Raw genomic sequence first — 17,326 nt, 5'->3', positions numbered from 1 at the left:
AGCACGCGATGTCCGAGGAGTTCCTGAAGGTCGCACGCGCGGCACGAGAGGCGGCCGCCGAGCTGGCCCCGCTGCCGCGGGCGCCCAAGGACCGGGCGTTGCGGGTGATCGCCGACGCCCTGGTCGCGCACGCGGCGGAGATCGTCGAGGCCAACGCCGAGGACGTCGAGCGGGCGCGGGCCCAGGGCACGTCCGAGGCGATGGTCGACCGGCTGCGGCTCGACGAGGCCAGGATCGAGGCCATCGCCGAGGCCGTGCGGCAGGTGGCCGACCTGCCCGACCCGGTCGGTGAGGTCGTCCGGGGCAGCACGCTGCCCAACGGGCTGGAGCTGCGGCAGCTCAGGGTGCCGCTGGGCGTGATCGGCATCATCTACGAGGGGCGTCCCAACGTCACGGTCGACGCCGCCGCGCTCTGCCTCAAGAGCGGCAACGCGGTGCTGCTCAGAGGCTCGTCGAGCGCCTACTCGTCCAACACCGCGCTGGTACGGATCATGCAGGACGCGCTCGCGGGCACGCAGGTGCCCGCCGGGGCGGTGCAGCTCGTGCCGGGTACGACGCGGGAGTCGGTCAAGGAGCTGATGCGCGCCCGCGGGCTGGTCGACGTGCTGATCCCGCGCGGCGGCGCGGCGCTGATCAACTCGGTGGTCGAGGAGTCCACGGTCCCGGTGATCGAGACCGGCGTCGGCAACTGCCACGTCTACGTCGACGCGGAGGCCGATCTCGACCTGGCCGTGCAGATCCTGGTCAACTCCAAGGCACAGCGGCCGTCGGTGTGCAACGCGGCCGAGACGTTCCTCGTCCACGAGGGGGTCGCCGACGCGTTCGTGCCGAGGGCGCTGCGGGCGCTGGCCGAGGCCGGGGTGACCGTCCACGGTGACGAGCGCATCGCCGGTTACGGCGAGGTCGTCCCGGTCACCGACGACGACTTCGCCACCGAATACCTGTCGCTCGACATCGCCGCCGCCGTAGTCGGCTCGCTGGAGGAGGCCGTGGCCCACATCCGGCGCTACGGCTCCGGGCACACCGACGCGATCGTCACCCGGTCGCAGCCGGCCGCCCGCCGCTTCGTCTCGCTCGTGGACTCCGCGGCCGTGGCGGTGAACGCCTCGACCAGGTTCACCGACGGGGGCGAGTTCGGGTTCGGCGCGGAGATCGGCATCTCCACGCAGAAGCTGCACGCGCGCGGCCCGATGGGCCTGCCGGAGCTGACCTCCACCAAGTGGATCTACACGGGAGAAGGGCATCTGCGCACGTCAGAAGGCACTGTGGTGCCCGGACCGGCTTGCGGTTAGTCGGCGTGTCGGGCTGACCGACGGCCCGCGGCCTGGGTTGACTGGGTGTCATGGAAATTGTCGTCGCCCTTGTCTTCTCTGCCGCGGTGCTGTTCGGCGCCGACCGTCTGCTGCTCTGGCTGGAGAGCCGCGGCCACGTCAACTGGCGCAGGAAGGGCCGCAAGGCCCTGGCCGAGGAACCCACGGCCGAGCTCGACAGCATGCTCTCCGACCGTTCACACCGATAAAGGTTCAACGGCTCCGGCGCGCCGCGGGCGTCAACCGTCGTCCCAGCGCTAGGGTTGTGTCCCTTATGGGCGCGCCGGGCGGGGAGGGACGGTGAGCAAGCTCGGCAAGGTCGGGCCGTACAGCCTGGTCGAGCGGCTCGGCCGAGGCGGCATGGGCGAGGTCTACCTCGCCACCACCCGCCGTGGCGAGCAGGTCGCACTCAAGGTCCTCCACGACCTGGCCGAGGACGAGACGTCCCGGGTCAGGCTGGAGCGCGAGGTGCGCGCGCTGCGCAGGGTCGAGAGCCCCTACGTGGCCAAGGTGCTCGACGCCGACCTGAGCTGCGCCCGGCCCTACCTGGTCATGGAGCACATCGAGGGCGTCACGCTGCTGGAGCGCGTACGCCAGAGCGGGCCGCTCGACCTGGGCCAGCTCGTGCACATGGCGCAGAGCATCGCCGCGGCGCTGGCCATCATCCACGCGGCCGGGGTCGTGCACCGCGACCTGAAGCCGGGCAACATCATCATGGGCACCGAGGGACCGGTCCTCATCGACTTCGGCATCGCGCAGGTGCTCGACGCGACCCGGCTCACCATGACGGGCACGTTCCTCGGCACGCCCGGCTACACCGCGCCGGAGATCTTCGCCGACGAGCAGGTCGACTCGCCCGCCGACGTGCACGCCTGGGCCGCGACGGTGGCGTTCGCGGCGACCGGGCGGCCCACGTTCGGGCGTGGCACGGCCGAGGCGCAGATGTACGCGGTGCTGAACGGGCAGGCCGATCTCAAGGGCGTGCCGGTGGCGCTGCTGCCGCTGGTACGGGCCGCGCTCAACCGGGAGCCGGGCAAGCGGCCCACCGCGGCGTTGCTGGCCGACCGGCTCTCCCGGCTGGCCAAGGCCACGAACGGGCCCGACGGCGACGCGCCCGCGGCCGCCGAGGAGGCGTCCAGGGGCGAGAGCGCGCGGAACCGGGCGAACGGCGCGGCGGCCGAGGTCCCCGCGCCCCGCGGCCGGGCCGGCACGGAGGGCAAGACGCCCGTGCCGCGCGGCCGTACGGGTACGGACGGGAAGACGCCGGTGCCGCGCACGCGTACCGGCGTGGACGGAAAGCCGCCCGTACCCAGGAACCGGGCGGAACCGCCCACGGCGCGGAACCGGACCGAGCCGCCCGCCGCGAGGAACCGGGCCGACGGCGCGGCCTCGGGCGCGCGCCCCAGGCCGGGCACGGACGGCGCGGCCCCCGGATCGCGCACCAGGACGGGCGCCGACGGACCGGCCTCCGGCCCCCGCCCCAGGCCGGGAGCGGAGGGCACCCGCGCCAGGACCGGCACGGAAGGGACGCGGACCCGCACCGGCACGGAGGGGACGCGGGCCAGGACCGGCGCCGACGGGACGCGGGTCAGGGCCGACGGCGCGGTTCCGCCGCCGCGGAGCAGGACGAACACCGACGGCAAGGCCGCCACGCCCCGGACCAGGACCGGCGCCGACCCCAAGACGGGCCCGCGCGCGCGGGCGACGGCGGCGGTGCGGAGCAGGTCACAGGACGGCCGGCGGGCCAGGCTCAGGGGCGATGCGCCGACCACGCTGCCCGCGGGCAACACGGCTCTGCTGCTGCTCGCGGTGCTGGCGGTGCCGTGCGTGGTGACGTCGGTGATCTGGCCGATCGCCTCGATCGCCATCACGACGGCGTTCGTGGTGCTGACCAGGACGCTCTGGATGAGTCATTGGCTGGTCAGGAAGCGCAGCGCGCGTCGCATGCGGATCGCGCTGCGCGTGTTGCTGTTCCCGTTCGCGCTGACCGGGGCGGCGGCGACCGCCGTGGTGTGGCCGGGAGTGCCCGTCGCGGTGGCGTCGGGCGGTGCGCTCTGGGTGACCGGTGGCGGTCAGATCGACTCCGACTGGTGGCAGCAGCCGGCGCCCGTGACGGTCGCGGCGGTGGTGTTCGGCATGTTGTGCGGCGGTATCACCGGGCGCGAGATCGAGCGGATCGGCGGCAAGCTGCCGGAGTTGCGCAGGGAAGGGCTGCGCGCACTGGCCGTGCTGGGCGGGTTCGTCGCCCTGTGCGCGGCCGCCGTGCGCGCGATCGCCCTCCTGCTGTAGGCGGCGAGGACGGCCGGCCGGTCAGCCCTGGCCGCCGTCGCGGCGCGAGAAGCGGTTGAAGATGCGCTCGCCCGCGTTCACCGCCCCTTCGGCAACGTCGCGCAGCACGCCGATGAACGGGTCCTGCGACTGGGACCAGGAGGCGCGGTAGGACTCGGCCGCCGCCTTGATCTCGTCGGTGACGCGTGCGTTGGCGTCGTCCTCCCTGCGCGGGTAGTCGCCGCCGATGATGCGGTCGTACTCGCCGCTGCGCTGCCACCTGTCGAGCTCGGCCACGCGCACCACGGCGAACGGGTGGGTGGTGCCGAGCAGGTTGAGCACCTTGAGGAAGCCGTCGCGCAGGTCGCCCGCGGTGTCGTACTCCTGGTACTGCGCCAGGAACGCCTCGATGTTCATCTCGTGGGTGTAGTCGCCGCCGGCGAGCTTCATCAGGGCGCGCTTGGCCGACTCGGGGTTCTGGGCGGTCAGCAGGCCGCCGCGGTCGGAGGAGAGCTCCGACTTGCGATACCACTCCTCCAGGCCCGCGACGATCGCGCGCAACCCGATGTAGCCGAGCGGGATCCAGGCGACGCGCGTGGCGAGGCGGGTGAGGATGTCGAGCATCGTCCGGTAGACCGCGTGACCCGACAGGATGTGCGAGGTCTCGTGGCCGATGACGAAGCGCTGCTCCTCCTCGTCCATGAGGTTGAGCAGGCCGGTGGTGACGACGATGAACGGGTCGTCGAAGCCGATGGCCTTGGCCTGGACCTGCGGGTCCTGCTGGACGTAGATCTCCGGGATGCGGTGCAGGTCGAGGATGTAGGCGGCGTCGCGTCCCATGTCGTACAGGGAGCGGAACTGGGTCTCGCTGACACGCACGGACGACGCCAGGTACATCAGGCGAAGGCGGCGCTCACTGACAAGACCGGACATCTGCTTGAGAACCGTGTCGAACCCACTCAACTTACGCAGAGCGACCAGGGCGGACCGGTCTGCGGGGTGTTCGTAGGCTCGGGACGAGATGCCGGGCAGTTGGACGCGGTTGCGGTCCGGGGTGGTCGTCATGCCCGGCATGCTACGTCCGCAACGGATGTGATGCGCGGACATCACCAAGGGGGGTGCCGTCATGTTCGGGTACCGCGCCCGCGTAGGGTCCGACTCATGATGAACGCGCCTGGGGCCCAGGGGAAGCGGCGGGTGGGTGTGATGGGCGGGACCTTCGATCCCATCCACCACGGCCACCTGGTCGCAGCAAGCGAGGTCGCCCATCACTTCAACCTCGACGAGGTCGTGTTCGTGCCGACCGGGCGGCCGTACCAGAAGTCCGGACGCGAGGTGTCGGCGCCCGAGGACCGCTATCTGATGACGGTCATCGCCACGGCCTCCAACCCCCGTTTCTCCGTGAGCAGGGTGGACGTGGACCGCCCCGGCCCCACCTTCACCATCGACACGCTGCGGGACATCTCCCACGTCTACGGCCCGCAGGTGGACCTGTTCTTCATCACCGGCGCCGACGCGCTCGGCGCGATCCTGGGCTGGCAGGACGCCGACGAGCTGTTCGAGCTGGCGCACTTCGTGGGCTGCACCCGTCCCGGGCACACGTTGCACGATCCCGGGCTGCCCGAGGGCAGGGTGACGCTGCTGGAGATCCCCGCGCTGGCCATCTCGTCGTCGGAGTGCCGTCAGCGGGTGGCCAAGGGGGAGCCGATCTGGTATCTGGTGCCGGACGGAATCGTGCAGTACATCAACAAACGAGGGCTGTATCACGGGGAAGGCTGAAGCTCTCCGCGCCGTGGGTGAGGGGTTTCGGCCTGGAAGGGTACCCTCGGTATATGGGCATGCTGCCGACACAGGAGGACAGACCCGCATCGTGACCGCATCCGACAGATCCGTTCAGCTCGTCCAGATCGCCGCCGAGGCCGCGGCCGACAAGCTGGCCGATGACATCCTCGCCTATGACGTGAGCGAGCAGCTCGTCATCACCGACGCCTTCCTGCTCTGCTCCGCCACGAACGACCGCCAGGTCCGCGCCATCGTCGACGAGATCGAAGACCGGCTGCGCACCGAGGCCGACGCCAAGCCCGTGCGCCGCGAGGGCGAGCGCGAGGGCCGCTGGGTGCTGCTCGACTACATCGACATCGTCGTGCACGTCCAGCATGAGGAAGACCGCACGTTCTACGCGCTCGAGCGCCTGTGGAAGGACTGCCCGGCCATCGGCCTGCCGGAGAGCGTCATGCTCGCCAACATGCAGCGGGCCCGCAGTTGAGCAGGCGGATCGTCTGCCTCCGCCACGGACAGACCCTGTGGAACGTGGAGCACCGCTTCCAGGGGCACTCCGACATCCCGCTCGACGAGACCGGTGTCGCGCAGGCGGCCAGGGCCGCCTCGCTGCTGGCCTCGCTGCGGCCCACCCTCATCGTCTCCTCCGACCTCCAGCGCGCCCATGACACGGCCCTGGCGCTCGGCAGGCTCGTGGGGCTCGACGTGACCGTCGACAAGGACTTCCGCGAACGCGGCGGCGGCCAGTGGGAGGGGCTGACGCGCGACGAGATCGCCGCGCGCTGGCCCGAGGAGTACATCGCCTGGGAGGCCCCCGACGGCGAGCCCGTCTCGGAGGTCGCGACCCGGGTGGCCACGTCCATGCGCAAGTGGGCGGCCCGGCTCGACGACGACGGCCTCCTGGTCGTCGCCTCGCACGGCGCGGCGCTGCGCCTCGGCATCTGCGAGCTGCTCGGCCTGCCCGAGGAGCTGTGGCCGACGCTGGGCGGGCTGGGCAACTGCTCCTGGTCGGTCCTTCAGGAGGGCCGTCAGGGCTGGCGGCTGCTCGAACACAACGCGGGCACCCTTCCCGAGCCCATCAGCAGCGACGACCGCCCTGACGCGGAGGCGTAGCCGACCGGCTCAGGCCGGCTGCGCGGGGCGGCGAGCGCCCTGCCCGGGGTGGTCCGGCAGCTTGACGGCGCTCGCGGCCTTGTCCGTCATCCGCTTGACCATGCCCTTGCCCGGCAGGTAGGGCAGCATGCGCATCATCTGGTTCCGCAGCCGGATCCGCGCCCGCGTGCCCGGCACGAGGTATTTGTCGGCCCCCTCGGCCTGCTTCTGGCACACCTCGACGTACGGTCGCATCCGCCGCTCGTAGGCGTCGAAGGCGGCGCTGTGGTCGTCGGGGGCCGCGGCCAGCTCGGCGGCCAGCACGTACGCGCCGATCATCCCGAGCCCCGTGCCCATGCCGCCGGGGCCGGGGGCGTACCCGGCGTCACCGACCAGCGCCACCCGGCCGGACGACCACCGGGGCAGGACGACCTGGGCGGCCTGCCAGAAGTAGAAGTCCTCGGCCCTGTCCATGGCCGCCAGCAGGGACGGGACCTGCCAGCCCACTCCCCGGAACGCCTGCGCCACCAGGGCCCGCTGCGCCGCCTGGTCACGGTGGCCGACGTCGAGCGGGGGCGTGGCGAAGTCGAGCGCCGCCCTGGTCCGGCCGTTCGTCCTGACGATGGTGGCGCAGCGGCCCGGCACGTTGTGCATCAGGCCGTCGTGGTCCAGCCCGTACGTGCCGGGGACGGAGAAGACAGCGCCGTAGAAGCCGAGATGGCGTAGAGGAGTGGCGGGGAAGGCCAGCTCGCGTACCTTGCTGCGGATGCCGTCCGCGCCGACGACCAGGTCGAATGTGCGGGGTGCGGCCTTTTCGAAGGTCACGTGCACGCCGTCGGGGCGCTCGGTCAGGGAGGTGATCGAGTCGCCGAGGAGGCGTTCGGCGGGGGCGGCCTCGTTCAGGATGCGGGTCAGGTCGCCGCGCAGGATCTCCACGTCGCCGCTGAACACCTCCGACGGCAGCCTGGCCAGCCGTCTGCCGCCGCTGTCGACGATGGCGATGTCGCCCATGCCGGTCCGGGCCGCCCTGATCGTGTCCAGCACGCCCATGCGCTTCAGGACCTCCAGCTGCGGGGCGCCGCGGAAGTCGACGGCCTGGCCGCCGGTGCGCAGGGCGGGGGCGCGTTCGACGACGGTCGGCCGGAACCCGTGGCGGGCCAGCCAGTGGGCGAGCGTGGGCCCGGCGACGCCGCCGCCGGAGATGAGTACGGCCTGCACGGGAGCCTCCCTTGGTAGTGCGCCATGTACGTTGTACGCAGTACCGTAGGTTCGGGTTTTCCGGCAGGCAAGAGGGTCGCCCGGCGCACTAGTGCGGCCCTCAGGTGCCGACGGGTGCGCCGAGCCTGGTGCACTAGTGCTGCGGAGGGGGTGGACGTGGATCGGCCCGTGTATCTGCGGATCGTGGCGGAGCTGCGCGACCGCATCGCCGCCGGCGAGCTGGCGCCGGGGGACAAGGTGCCCTCGACCCGGCAGATCATCCGGGAGTGGGGCGTGGCGATGGCCACCGCGACCAGGGCCCTCGGCAGGTTGCGCGAGGAAGGGCTCACGCGGGCCGTGCCGGGCGTGGGGACCGTCGTCGCGGGGCCCGTGCGGCGGGCGGCGCAGGACCTCACCGGGCGGCGCGTCGTGCGCGAGGCGGTCAGGGTCGCCGACCGGGAGGGGCTGGCCGCCGTGTCGATGCGCCGCCTGGCCGCCGAGCTCGACGCCTCCGCCATGTCCCTGTACCGGCATGTGGCGGGCAAGGACGAGCTCGTCCGGCTCATGATCGACGCGGTCTACGGCGAGGAGCCGCCCGCCGGGCAGCCGCCGCGTGGCTGGCGGCCCCGGCTGGAGCTGGAGCTCCGGCAGTTGTGGCGGGTGCACGTGCGGCATCCGTGGCTGGCGCAGGCGGTCTCGCTGACCCGGCCGCAGCTCGTGCCCAACGGCATGGCGTCCACCGAACGGCTGCTGCGCGCCCTGGACGGGCTCGGCCTCGACGCCGGCACCATGCTGCACGCCGTCGTGTCCCTGGTGAACTTCGTCCGGGGCACCGCCGTGGCCCTGGAGGCGGAGCTGCAGGCGCGTACCGAGACCGGGGTGACCGAGGACGACTGGTTGAGCGAGCACGAAGGGGAGATGGCGGCGTTGTTCGCCTCCGGCGCCTATCCGACCCTGGCGAGGGTGGTCACGGATCCCGGGGTGGATCTGGACCTGGACTCCGTCTTCGAGTTCGGGCTGCGCAGGCAGCTCGACGGGCTCGCCGTGCTGGTGGCACGGGCGCAGAGGGGACGGCGGCCGGGCGATTAGGTGAAAGGGCGCGGATGGCTATATGCTCTCGGAGCGCCGCAACGGGTGATCCCGCAGCGGTGACCAGGGGCTATGGCGCAGTTGGTAGCGCGCCTCCATGGCATGGAGGAGGTCTGGGGTTCGAATCCCCATAGCTCCACACAGATTGTTTCCCTGGTTCGAGCGGTCGGCTCGAACGCTCGCTAGTCCAGGAACGCCGGAGAGCTCCACGTCGTGGCGGGCAGGGCGTTGAGGGCGGCGACGATCCGCTTCTCCTCGTAGACGAAGTGCGATTCCAGCAGGGCCGACAGGCCGTCCAGCTCGGTGCGCACGTCACGCGGGCCGCCGGGTGCGTCGGCGGCCACCAGCGTCTCCAGGTCGCGCAGGATGACGGCCACCTGCTCGTGGTCCCGGCGCAGTTCATCAAGGACGGGGCGCAGTTCGGGGAACTCGGCGGCGAGCACCGGGAAGGCCGTGGCGTCCTCGCCGGTGTGGTGGGTGGTGATCGCCGAGCAGAAGGTCAGGCAGTGGGTGCGCAGGTCGCGCAGGGAGCCGCCGCGGCCGGCGGTGTCGCGCAGCCTGGCCAGCTCTTCGCGGAGCCGCAGGTGCACGTCGATCAGTTGGTTGCCGAAGGCCGCCAGACGGCGGGCCGGCTCGGGGAAGTCGTCCATGGTCTTGTCCGATGTCACGGCGCCTCCATGCCCGCGGCGGTCTTCTGGCCGGGTGCACTGCGACGCTGACTCGGGATCAGATCATGCTTTTCGCGGCGGATCAACTCGGAGGGCCGAGCCCCGAAGAGGCCCGGCCCCTGGAGAGGCGTGCCCTGACGTCAGGCGCAGGGGGTGTTGCCGAGGGTGAAGGCGGCCGGCGGGGCGGTGTTGCCCGTGTGGGTGGCCTGGAAGCCGAACGACGCCGAGGCGCCGGGCGCGATCGTGGCGTTGTAGGCGACGTTCCTGGCGGTGACCTGGCCCGTGGTGGGGGAGATCGTGGCGTTCCAGGCGGAGGTGACGGTCTGGCCCGCGGGCAGCGCGAAGCTCAGCGCCCATGAGGGCAGGGCCGTGGCGCCGGTGTTGGTGATCGTGACGGCGGCCGTGAGGCCGGTGTTCCAGGCGTTGGTGGTGTAGGAGACGCGGCAGGCGCCCGGAGGGTTCGGCGTCGGGGTCGGCGTGGGGGTCGGTGTGGGGCTCGGGCCGCTGCCGGTGATGCCGAAGAAGGCGAGGGCGGCGGCGCCCATCCCGGTGGTGGGCAGGCTGTGCCCCACGCCCTGGACGCTCACCGCCTCGACCGGCGCGGTCGTCCCCGTGCTGCCGTACCTGGTCCTGGTCCAGCCGGGCTGGGGCTGGTCGGTGAGGCTCGGGGTCTGGGCCAGGCCGTGGACGTTCGTCCACTGCTTGATCTCCTCCTGGAGGTTCGGGTAGCGCAGGGTGGCGTCCTCGGTGCCGTGCCACACCTGCATGCGCGGACGGGGGCCGGTGTAGCCGGGGTAGGCGGCGCGTACCAGGTCACCCCACTGCTGCGGGGTCTTGGTGAGCCGGCCGTTCGCGCACGCGCTGTTCCAGCTCGACCCGTCGGTGGTGGCGAAGCAGCCGAACGGCACGCCCATGAACGCCGCTCCCGCCTGGAACACGTCGGGATAGTCGCCCAGCAGCACGTTCGTCATCATGCCGCCGGAGGAGGCGCCGGTCACGTACGTGCGGGCGGGGTCGGTGGCGTACCGCTGCTGGACGTACCGGACCATGGACACGATGCCGACGGGGTCGCTGCCGCCGTCGTGCCTCAGCGCCTGCGGTGAGGAGACGTCGAAGCAGGAGCCGCTCCTGGTCGCCGAGGGGTAGATCACGATGAACTTGTGGCGGTCGGCGAGCGAGGCGAACTCCGTGCCGGAGTGGAAGGCGGGGCCGGAGCCGGTGCAGTAGTGCACGGCGACCAGCAGCGGCGGACGGGTTCCGACGCCGTCCGGGACGTACAGGTGCATGCGCAGACCTGTCGGATTGGCGCCGAATCCGGTCACCTCGGTGAGCTGGGCCGAGGCGGCCGGGGGAGCGGTGACCAGGCCCGCGACGACGAGCGCGGCGACGGCGATCACGGCGCCTGCCAGTCGAGCTCTCAGGTTCATCGGGTTCCTCTCGTTCGCCTGAAATATTGCGAGTATGAAGAGAAACTTTCGGGCCGGCAATGGCTTGACTGTCTGCCGGGCTCTGACCTGGGCCAGGCCGGAGAATGGGGGTGAAACTTTCGGGTCAGGCGTAGCGCCGGGCCAGCTCCGCCGCCGCCGCGCCCAGGGACTCGCGCAGCGCGGGCGGCGACAACACCTCGACGTCGGTCCCGAGCCGCAGGAACTCGCCGAGCGCGTGGTCGTGCGACTCGATCGGCAGGGTGACCCGCGTCCAGCCCTCCGCGTCCGGCGGCTCGGCGGTCTCCCGCGCGGCCGCCGCGACGCCGGGCGTCATGAGGTCGGGCAGGCGTTCCAGGCCGCGCGGCGACAGTCGCACCACCGCCTCGCCGCGCCGCAGCCTGGCCTCGAACTCGGCCAGGTAACCCTGCCAGTACGCCGTCAGGGAGAAGCCCTCCGGCCTGGCGAAGGTCTCCGGGAGCGCGTGCAGGTCGAGGATGTGGGAGACGCGGTAGGTGCGGACGTGCTCGCCGCAGCGCGCCACCAGGTACCAGCGGCCCGCCTTGACCACCAGCCCGTACGGCTCAAGCCGCCGTTCCACCTCCTGCGGTGCCTTCCACCGCCGGTAGGTGACCTGGACGGGACGCTCGTTCCACACGGCGTCGGCCACGGCCGGCAGGTACGTGACCGGCTCGGCGTCCCGGTACCAGGAGGGCGCGTCGAGATGGAACCGCTCCTGGATGCGGCCCGCGCGGTCGCGCAGCTCGACGGGGAGCGCGGCCATCAGCTTGAGCTGGGCGGCGGTCACCACCGCGCCGAGGCCCAGCTCGGCCGCCGGCCCCGGCAGCCCGGCCAGGAACAACGACTCGGCCTCGTCGGTGGTCAGCCCGGTGAGCCGGGTGCGGTAGCCGGCGAGGAGCTGGTAGCCGCCGTTGGGCCCGGCGTCGCCGTAGAGCGGGATGCCGGCGGAGTGCAGGGACTCCATGTCGCGGTAGATGGTGCGGACGGAGACCTCCAGGCGCTCGGCGAGGTCGTGGGCCGTCATGCGGCCGCGCGTCTGCAACAGCAGCAGGATCGAGACCAGGCGGGAGGCGCGCACGGACACTGACACTACATGTCAGTGACCCGGCCGTACGGTCGCCCGCATGAACGACTTCGATTTCCTCGCCGGCACCTGGGACGTCGTGAACCGCCGGCTCCTCAAGCCGCTGACCGGCAGCGACGAATGGGACGAGTTCCCCGGCCGTTCGGTCGCGACCCGGCACTTCGACGGGGCGGCCAGCTTCGACGAGATCGCCTTCCCCACCAAGGGCCGGCACGGGCTGACCGTACGCGTCTACAACCCCGGGACGCGGCAGTGGTCGATCTACTGGGGCAGCAGCGCGAGCGGCACACTGGACACCCGGCCCATGGTGGGCGGATTCACCGGGAAGCGGGGCGAGTTCCACGGCGAGGAGACCCACGAGGGCCGGCCGGTGCGCTGCCGGTTCGTCTGGACCGTCGTCGACGCGCAGCGGGCCAGGTGGGAGCAGGCCTTCTCGGCGGACGACGGCCAGACCTGGGAGACCAACTGGACGATGGACTTCACCCGGGCGTCCTGAGCGAGGGGCTTGGTCCGGGCCTCAGGACGCCTGGCCGCGCACCCACAGGACCGTGGCCACGGCCAGCACCGCGACCAGCAGCAGGAGCCCGCCCACCAGGACCACCCACCGCCAGGCCGACTTCGGGGGCGGCGTGGTCTCGTACAGGGGGACGTCGGGGAGCATGTCGGGGGTGTAGGGCAGGCTCTGCGTGTACGGCGCCTCCGGGGGACCCTGCGGGGGGTGTTCCGGATGCGGGACGCGATGTCGAACGGTCTGGTTCGGGTCCGGCTCCTGCGGCTCTCGCTTCATGATCCCCTCAGACGCGGCTCTGGAGGTGGGTTTCATCGACATTGTCATACTTGCCGGTGAAACGCGGTCCAGACGTCGGAAGGCTCAGTAACCGCTCTGATCGCCCCCGTGCGGCGGCTGCGGCGGCTGCCAACCACCCTGGGGGCCACCCTGGGGGCCGGGCTGCTGGTAGGGCTGGTGGTACGGCTGCGGGGGCTGCTGCCAGCCGGGGCCCTGCGGCCGCTCCTGCTGGGGGGTGGCGCGGCGCGCGACGACGGCCCAGATCAGCAGCCCGATGCCGGCCAGGCGGAAGAGCGAGGAGATGAGGTACGCGAACGGCAGGGCGGCCAGCATGCTGGAGCCGTACGACTCGATCAGCGTCTGGGTCAGGATGGCCAGCACGAGGTTGATCAGGGTGCCGATCAGCAGCAGCCCGCAGCCCGACATGCCAAGGGTGGCCGCGCGGCCCACGTGCCGTCTGTTCATCCCGATCAGGACGATGCCCACGACCAGCAGCAGGGCGGTCACGAGGGTGGGGAGCAGGTTCGTGAGCATGTTGAGGAAACTCATGGGGCGACTCCAGCCAGAAGGGGGACTCGGGCGACGTTACGGGGATCCGCGCAGTTCTTCCACCGCACGGCTGATCGACTGCAGGTCGAGACCGCCCTTGTGCCGGCGGCCGTTCAGGAACAGGGTGGGGGTGCCGCGTACGCCGCTCTCCCTGCCCGACGCCTCGTCGAGCGCGATGCGGGAGGCCTGCCCGGCCACGTCCGCCCAGGGGTCGACGTCGAGTTCGGCGGCGTAGTGTTCGAGGTCGGCGTCGGTGAGGAAACGCTGGTTGTCGTAGAGGATGTCGTGCATCTCCCAGAACCGGCCGTGGTCGGCGGCGGCCTCGGAGACGATGGCGGCGGACGCGGCCCGGGGGTGCAGCGTCCGGATCGGGAAGTGCCGGAAGACCAGCCGGACGTCGGGGTTCCGGCGCAGGATCTCCTCCAGCACCGGGTGGAGGCGGCCGCAGTAGGGGCACTCGAAGTCGCCGTACTCGACGATGGTCACCTTCGCGGTCGCCGGACCCCGTACGTGATCGTCGGGGCCGACCGGCACGGACAGCACGTCGGGCAGCTCCTCGTCGGGCTCGGCCTCGGGCGGCGCGCAGACGCCGCCCCGGTCCCAGGCCAGCCGGAAGACCACCCAGCCCAGCGCGGCGGACAACAACGACCCGGCCAGGATGCCGATCTTGGCCTGGCTCTGGACCGCCGGGTCGTCGAAGGCCAGGTCGACGATGAACAGCGCCACCGTGAACCCGATGCCGGACACCGCCGCGCCGCCCAGCAACTGCCCCCACACCAGGTTCCCCGGCAGGATGCCCCAGCCGAAGCGCAGCGGCAGCCACGTGCCGAGCGAGATCCCGGCGAACTTCCCGAGCAGCAGCCCCAGCGCGATGCCGAGTGAGATCGGCGAGGTCAGCGCCGCCCGCAGGGTCTCGCCGTCGAGCCGCACCCCGGCGTTGGCCAGCGCGAACACCGGCACGATCACGTAGCTGCTCCAGGGATGCAGGCGGAGCTGGAGCCGTTCGTTGACCGAGACGGCACGCTGCACGCGCCGCGAGGCCTCCCTGGCCGCCCGCGCGCTCGGCTCGGTGGTGAACTCCTGGACGGCCTCGCCCGCCAGCAGCAGCTTCTGGTCGCTGGGGGCGTAGACGAACACGAGGACGCCGAGGGCGATGCCCACGAGCGTCGGATGGATGCCGCTCTCCAGCGTCGCGACCCACAACCCGAACCCGAGCGCGATGTAGGCCGGCGCCCGCCAGATCTTCAGCCAGCGCAGCAGCACGATCGCGGCCAGCAGCACGACGGCCACGACGAGCGCGGTGAGCTGGAGGCCGGCCGTGTAGAAGATCGCGATGATCATGATGGCCAGCACGTCGTCCACGATGGCCAGCGTCAGCAGGAACGCCCGCAGCGGGTCTGGACAGCGCGCGCCGACCACGGCCAGCACGCCCAGCACGAACGCGGTGTCGGTGGCGATCGGCACGCCCCACCCGCCCGCGCCGGGGCCGCCGAGGTTGAGCGCGAGGTAGACGGCGGCGGGCACGAGCATGCCGCCGAGGGCGGCCACGGCCGGGACGGCGATCAGCCGCCGGTCCCTGAGCTGCCCGAGGCGCACCTCGTAGGAGACCTCCAGGCCGATCAGGAAGAAGAACACGCTCATGAGGCCGTCGTTGACCCAGTGGCGCAGATCGAGGGAGAACACCGCGTCGCCGAACGAGATGCCCATGGGCAGGTGCCAGAACGACTCGTAGGTCTCGGCCCACGGCGAGTTGGCCCAGACCATGGCCAGGGCGGTGGCCACGAGCAGCACGCTCGTGCTGCCCGCCTCGGTCTTGAAGAACGCCCGCAACATCGTCAGATCTCCCCCCGGAGATCCGATCTTAGAACCCGCCCCGGCGGCGGCCGGGCCCGGCGGGGGTGTTCCCCGCCGGGCCCGGGTGTCACAGGTTGCGGAGATAGGCCAGGGACGGCGCGAAGAAGTACTCGCCGCCCTTCATCGTGATCGTCTGGGCGACCTGGGCCTGCGGGGCCGACGGCTCGGCCCGGCCCCACACCTTCGGCCAGCTCACCTTGACGTCGCGGGCTCCCTGCCCGATGAGCGGGTCGTGCCCGGTCGCCGGGTTCTGGAAGTCCTCGTTGTTCGCCCAGCTCTGCTGCGTGAACTCGAACTGGGCGAGCAGGCTGCTGTTGAACGCCATGAACAGCAGGCCGACCTCGCCGCTCGGGCGGGTGCCGGGCGGGGAGTCGTCCCAGGGGTCGTCGGTGCGGTCGCCGTAGGTCTGGCCCCGGCGGGCCATGAGGACCTCACGGCCGAACGATCGCGGGTTCGTCTTCCTGATGTGCCCGCTGAAGGGGCACTTCGAGCCCGGGTCGTCGTCGAAGGTGAAGTCGTTGGACACCGGGCCCCCGCCCGGCTTCTGCTTGAGCGTGACGGGGGTGCCGTCCTTGAAGCGGCCGACGAGCATGGCGCCCGCGCGGTCGCGGTCGGCGCCGAGCAGGCCGAGGGCGTCGGCCAGGTCCTGCTCGATCTCCTTGAACGCCCGTACGTTCTGCTCCAGCTTCCTGAAGATCAGGTAGCTGCCGAAATGCCGCTTCGGGTGCGGCGCGAAGGGGTCGGCGACCAGGATGTTGGAGAGCGGGAAGGCGGGGTCCCAGTGCTCCTTCGGCTCCTTGTCCACCTCGTCCTGCACGAACAGCGGCTGGCTGCGGCCGTCCACGTACCCGAAGTGCTCGATGCCGTCGCCGGCGGGGTTGCGCATGCCCTGGCCGGTCTCCTCGCCGAGCAGCCGCGCGCTGGCGGGCAGCTCGCCCAGGATCTCCTCGCGCAGCTCCTCGACCCGGTCCTGGCGGGCGTCGCCGATGAGGATGACGGCGTGGATCTCCCGCTGGTAGGCGGGCTCCCACTCCGTCACCGGCGGGTCGTCCAGCTCGGCGCCGCGCCGCTTCATGCCGTCGCGGAACGCCTTGTCGCCGAACTTGCGCACGTCCTCGACCGAGTGGCCGAGGTCGCGGTAGCCGGCCTTGCTGATGCCGATGCCGACGTACGGTGTGCCGCGCCGGCCGTTCGCGCCGAACTCGCGCACCTCCTCCAGGTGCCGGCGCGCCGACTTCATCTTGGTGACGGCGATGTGCCGCAGGAACGCCTTTCCCGCGGCGACGTCGTTGAACCTGACGAACAGCACGGACAGGTGCTCGCGCACGTGCGCGCGGAGAATGTTGGGCTGGAGATTGTCCAGCATCTCCTTGGTGTCCGCGTCGAGCGTGGCCGAATCCCAGGCCAGAGGTTGTGCGTTGTTCAGGTCGACAGCCATTGTCGCCGAATCCTTTCCCCGTTTCGAAATGAATCGGGCCCCCTGCATCTGTACGACTCCCGGGAATGCGAGAAAGTTTCCGTTGATCAGGTCAGTTCGATTTCCTGATCAAACCCGGCGGACCGTACATAATGACCGGATGAAGAACCGGGGCTGGGGACGTTCCAGCGGCACCCGCGACACGCTGCTGCGCGCGGCCCGCGAGGTCTTCCTGGCCAAGGGGTACGCCGAGGCCACCGTCGCCGACATCGTCGAGACGTCGGGCATCAGCGTCGGCAGCCTGTACCACCATTTCGGCGGCAAGCCGGGCCTGTTCCTCGCCCTGTGGGAGCAGTTCATGCGCGGCCAGGAGGAACGCACCTCCCGCGCGGCCAAGGCCACCGCGGGCGCCGGCGAGGAACGGTTCCTGGCCGGCGCGCGCGCCTATCTGGAGGGCTCGTGGGAGCAGCGCGACGTGGCCAGGCTGTTCCTGGAGAACGACGGCCCCGCCGAGTTCACGACGTTGCGCAGGCAGCGCGGCTGGGAGTGGATCGGCGGCAACAAGCGGCTGCTCGGCCTGGCGGACACGCCGGAGGGCAACGTGCTGGTGGTGCTGCTGACCACGGTGATGGGCGAGGCCGGGCGCGAGGTGGCGGCCTGCGAGTCCGACGAGGACGCCCAGGTGACCATAGACGAGGTGATCCGGATCGTCCGCCGCATGCTGGCTACGACGGGCGGCGTACCGCGGCCTTCTCCCTGAGGACGATTTCGCCGGACGCCCGCGATG

General features: G+C 71.6%; 18 protein-coding genes and 1 tRNA gene. 10 read left to right on the top strand and 9 right to left on the bottom strand.

What is annotated here, in order from left to right; translation table 11 throughout:
• The first annotated feature begins 8 nt into the window (after window positions 1-8).
• From ABZ444_RS21965 to ABZ444_RS21955, 3 genes are all read left to right on the top strand, one after another.
• On the top strand, window positions 9-1,292 hold the full coding sequence (locus ABZ444_RS21965; protein ID WP_357999725.1) for a glutamate-5-semialdehyde dehydrogenase: 1,284 nt from the start codon (window positions 9-11) through the stop codon (window positions 1,290-1,292).
• Between the two features lie 50 nt (window positions 1,293-1,342).
• Window positions 1,343-1,519, top strand: coding sequence for a hypothetical protein (locus ABZ444_RS21960; protein WP_357984663.1), 177 nt, complete (start codon window positions 1,343-1,345; stop codon window positions 1,517-1,519).
• Window positions 1,520-1,610: 91 nt separating this feature from the next.
• Entirely contained in the window at window positions 1,611-3,599 is a 1,989-nt protein-coding gene (locus tag ABZ444_RS21955; protein ID WP_357999722.1) for a protein kinase, read from the top strand.
• Window positions 3,600-3,620: 21 nt separating this feature from the next.
• On the opposite strand, the gene ABZ444_RS21950 is transcribed toward ABZ444_RS21955, so the two are convergent.
• Window positions 3,621-4,643 carry a M48 family metallopeptidase gene (locus ABZ444_RS21950; RefSeq protein WP_357984669.1) on the bottom strand — a complete coding sequence of 341 codons (1,023 nt, stop codon included), beginning with the start codon at window positions 4,641-4,643 and terminating at the stop codon, window positions 3,621-3,623.
• 96 nt (window positions 4,644-4,739) lie between these two features.
• Here ABZ444_RS21950 and nadD point away from each other — a divergent pair, with 96 nt between their 5' ends.
• From nadD to ABZ444_RS21935, 3 genes are all read left to right on the top strand, one after another.
• Window positions 4,740-5,357, top strand: a complete 618-nt coding sequence (nadD, locus tag ABZ444_RS21945; protein ID WP_357999719.1) for a nicotinate-nucleotide adenylyltransferase — start codon at window positions 4,740-4,742, stop codon at window positions 5,355-5,357.
• 91 nt (window positions 5,358-5,448) lie between these two features.
• On the top strand, window positions 5,449-5,844 hold the full coding sequence (gene rsfS / locus ABZ444_RS21940) for a ribosome silencing factor (RefSeq protein WP_125639389.1): 396 nt from the start codon (window positions 5,449-5,451) through the stop codon (window positions 5,842-5,844).
• On the top strand, window positions 5,841-6,470 hold the full coding sequence (locus tag ABZ444_RS21935) for a histidine phosphatase family protein (protein WP_357999716.1): 630 nt from the start codon (window positions 5,841-5,843) through the stop codon (window positions 6,468-6,470). Before rsfS ends, ABZ444_RS21935 begins: the two co-directional genes overlap by 4 nt.
• Window positions 6,471-6,479: 9 nt before the next feature.
• On the opposite strand, the gene ABZ444_RS21930 is transcribed toward ABZ444_RS21935, so the two are convergent.
• Window positions 6,480-7,667 (bottom strand): FAD-dependent monooxygenase, encoded by a 1,188-nt coding sequence (locus tag ABZ444_RS21930; protein WP_357999713.1) that lies wholly within the window; start codon window positions 7,665-7,667, stop codon window positions 6,480-6,482.
• Window positions 7,668-7,823: 156 nt separating this feature from the next.
• Here ABZ444_RS21930 and ABZ444_RS21925 point away from each other — a divergent pair, with 156 nt between their 5' ends.
• Entirely contained in the window at window positions 7,824-8,735 is a 912-nt protein-coding gene (locus ABZ444_RS21925) for a TetR/AcrR family transcriptional regulator C-terminal domain-containing protein (RefSeq protein ID WP_357999710.1), read from the top strand.
• Between the two features lie 66 nt (window positions 8,736-8,801).
• Window positions 8,802-8,874 (top strand) — tRNA-Ala (locus ABZ444_RS21920).
• A 43-nt stretch (window positions 8,875-8,917) separates the two neighbouring features.
• Here the strand turns inward: ABZ444_RS21920 and ABZ444_RS21915 are convergent.
• The 3 genes from ABZ444_RS21915 to ABZ444_RS21905 all read right to left on the bottom strand — a co-directional run bounded on the left by ABZ444_RS21915 (window position 8,918) and on the right by ABZ444_RS21905 (window position 11,926).
• Entirely contained in the window at window positions 8,918-9,403 is a 486-nt protein-coding gene (locus ABZ444_RS21915; protein WP_357999707.1) for a hemerythrin domain-containing protein, read from the bottom strand.
• A gap of 140 nt (window positions 9,404-9,543) precedes the next feature.
• Window positions 9,544-10,830 carry a PHB depolymerase family esterase gene (locus ABZ444_RS21910; protein ID WP_357999704.1) on the bottom strand — a complete coding sequence of 429 codons (1,287 nt, stop codon included), beginning with the start codon at window positions 10,828-10,830 and terminating at the stop codon, window positions 9,544-9,546.
• A gap of 124 nt (window positions 10,831-10,954) precedes the next feature.
• Entirely contained in the window at window positions 10,955-11,926 is a 972-nt protein-coding gene (locus ABZ444_RS21905) for a YafY family protein (RefSeq protein WP_357999702.1), read from the bottom strand.
• A 46-nt stretch (window positions 11,927-11,972) separates the two neighbouring features.
• On the opposite strand from ABZ444_RS21905, the gene ABZ444_RS21900 reads away from it, so the two are divergent.
• Window positions 11,973-12,428, top strand: coding sequence for a hypothetical protein (locus tag ABZ444_RS21900; RefSeq protein WP_357999699.1), 456 nt, complete (start codon window positions 11,973-11,975; stop codon window positions 12,426-12,428).
• A gap of 21 nt (window positions 12,429-12,449) precedes the next feature.
• Here the strand turns inward: ABZ444_RS21900 and ABZ444_RS21895 are convergent, their stop codons facing one another.
• From ABZ444_RS21895 to ABZ444_RS21880, 4 genes are all read right to left on the bottom strand, one after another.
• The gene (locus ABZ444_RS21895; protein WP_357999696.1) at window positions 12,450-12,719 is read right to left on the bottom strand and encodes a hypothetical protein; all 270 of its coding nucleotides are present in this window, start codon (window positions 12,717-12,719) and stop codon (window positions 12,450-12,452) included.
• 84 nt (window positions 12,720-12,803) lie between these two features.
• Window positions 12,804-13,268, bottom strand: coding sequence for a hypothetical protein (locus tag ABZ444_RS21890; protein WP_357999693.1), 465 nt, complete (start codon window positions 13,266-13,268; stop codon window positions 12,804-12,806).
• Between the two features lie 36 nt (window positions 13,269-13,304).
• Window positions 13,305-15,101 (bottom strand): Na+/H+ antiporter NhaA, encoded by a 1,797-nt coding sequence (gene nhaA / locus ABZ444_RS21885; RefSeq protein WP_357999690.1) that lies wholly within the window; start codon window positions 15,099-15,101, stop codon window positions 13,305-13,307.
• An 88-nt stretch (window positions 15,102-15,189) separates the two neighbouring features.
• Window positions 15,190-16,560 carry a Dyp-type peroxidase gene (locus tag ABZ444_RS21880; RefSeq protein ID WP_357999687.1) on the bottom strand — a complete coding sequence of 457 codons (1,371 nt, stop codon included), beginning with the start codon at window positions 16,558-16,560 and terminating at the stop codon, window positions 15,190-15,192.
• Window positions 16,561-16,699: 139 nt separating this feature from the next.
• On the opposite strand from ABZ444_RS21880, the gene ABZ444_RS21875 reads away from it, so the two are divergent.
• Complete coding sequence (locus ABZ444_RS21875) at window positions 16,700-17,299, top strand: TetR/AcrR family transcriptional regulator (RefSeq protein WP_357999684.1); 600 nt, start codon at window positions 16,700-16,702, stop codon at window positions 17,297-17,299.
• The last annotated feature ends 27 nt before the right edge of the window (window positions 17,300-17,326 follow it).

This window comes from Nonomuraea sp. NPDC005730 (genome assembly GCF_040630865.1).
Taxonomy (GTDB): domain Bacteria; phylum Actinomycetota; class Actinomycetes; order Streptosporangiales; family Streptosporangiaceae; genus Nonomuraea.
This window is presented reverse-complemented; position numbering and strand designations above follow the sequence as displayed.

Bases quoted from the DNA above. Each gene is read 5' to 3' on its own strand.
- ABZ444_RS21965 (WP_357999725.1), top strand. From the start codon at position 9: ATGTCCGAGGAGTTCCTGAAGGTCGCACGCGCGGCACGAGAGGCGGCC.
- ABZ444_RS21960 (WP_357984663.1), top strand. From the start codon at position 1,343: ATGGAAATTGTCGTCGCCCTTGTCTTCTCTGCCGCGGTGCTGTTCGGC.
- ABZ444_RS21950 (WP_357984669.1), bottom strand. From the start codon at position 4,643: ATGACGACCACCCCGGACCGCAACCGCGTCCAACTGCCCGGCATCTCG.
- nadD (WP_357999719.1), top strand. From the start codon at position 4,740: ATGATGAACGCGCCTGGGGCCCAGGGGAAGCGGCGGGTGGGTGTGATG.
- ABZ444_RS21910 (WP_357999704.1), bottom strand. From the start codon at position 10,830: ATGAACCTGAGAGCTCGACTGGCAGGCGCCGTGATCGCCGTCGCCGCG.
- ABZ444_RS21900 (WP_357999699.1), top strand. From the start codon at position 11,973: ATGAACGACTTCGATTTCCTCGCCGGCACCTGGGACGTCGTGAACCGC.
- ABZ444_RS21895 (WP_357999696.1), bottom strand. From the start codon at position 12,719: ATGAAGCGAGAGCCGCAGGAGCCGGACCCGAACCAGACCGTTCGACAT.
- ABZ444_RS21890 (WP_357999693.1), bottom strand. From the start codon at position 13,268: ATGAGTTTCCTCAACATGCTCACGAACCTGCTCCCCACCCTCGTGACC.
- nhaA (WP_357999690.1), bottom strand. From the start codon at position 15,101: ATGTTGCGGGCGTTCTTCAAGACCGAGGCGGGCAGCACGAGCGTGCTG.
- ABZ444_RS21880 (WP_357999687.1), bottom strand. From the start codon at position 16,560: ATGGCTGTCGACCTGAACAACGCACAACCTCTGGCCTGGGATTCGGCC.
- ABZ444_RS21875 (WP_357999684.1), top strand. From the start codon at position 16,700: ATGAAGAACCGGGGCTGGGGACGTTCCAGCGGCACCCGCGACACGCTG.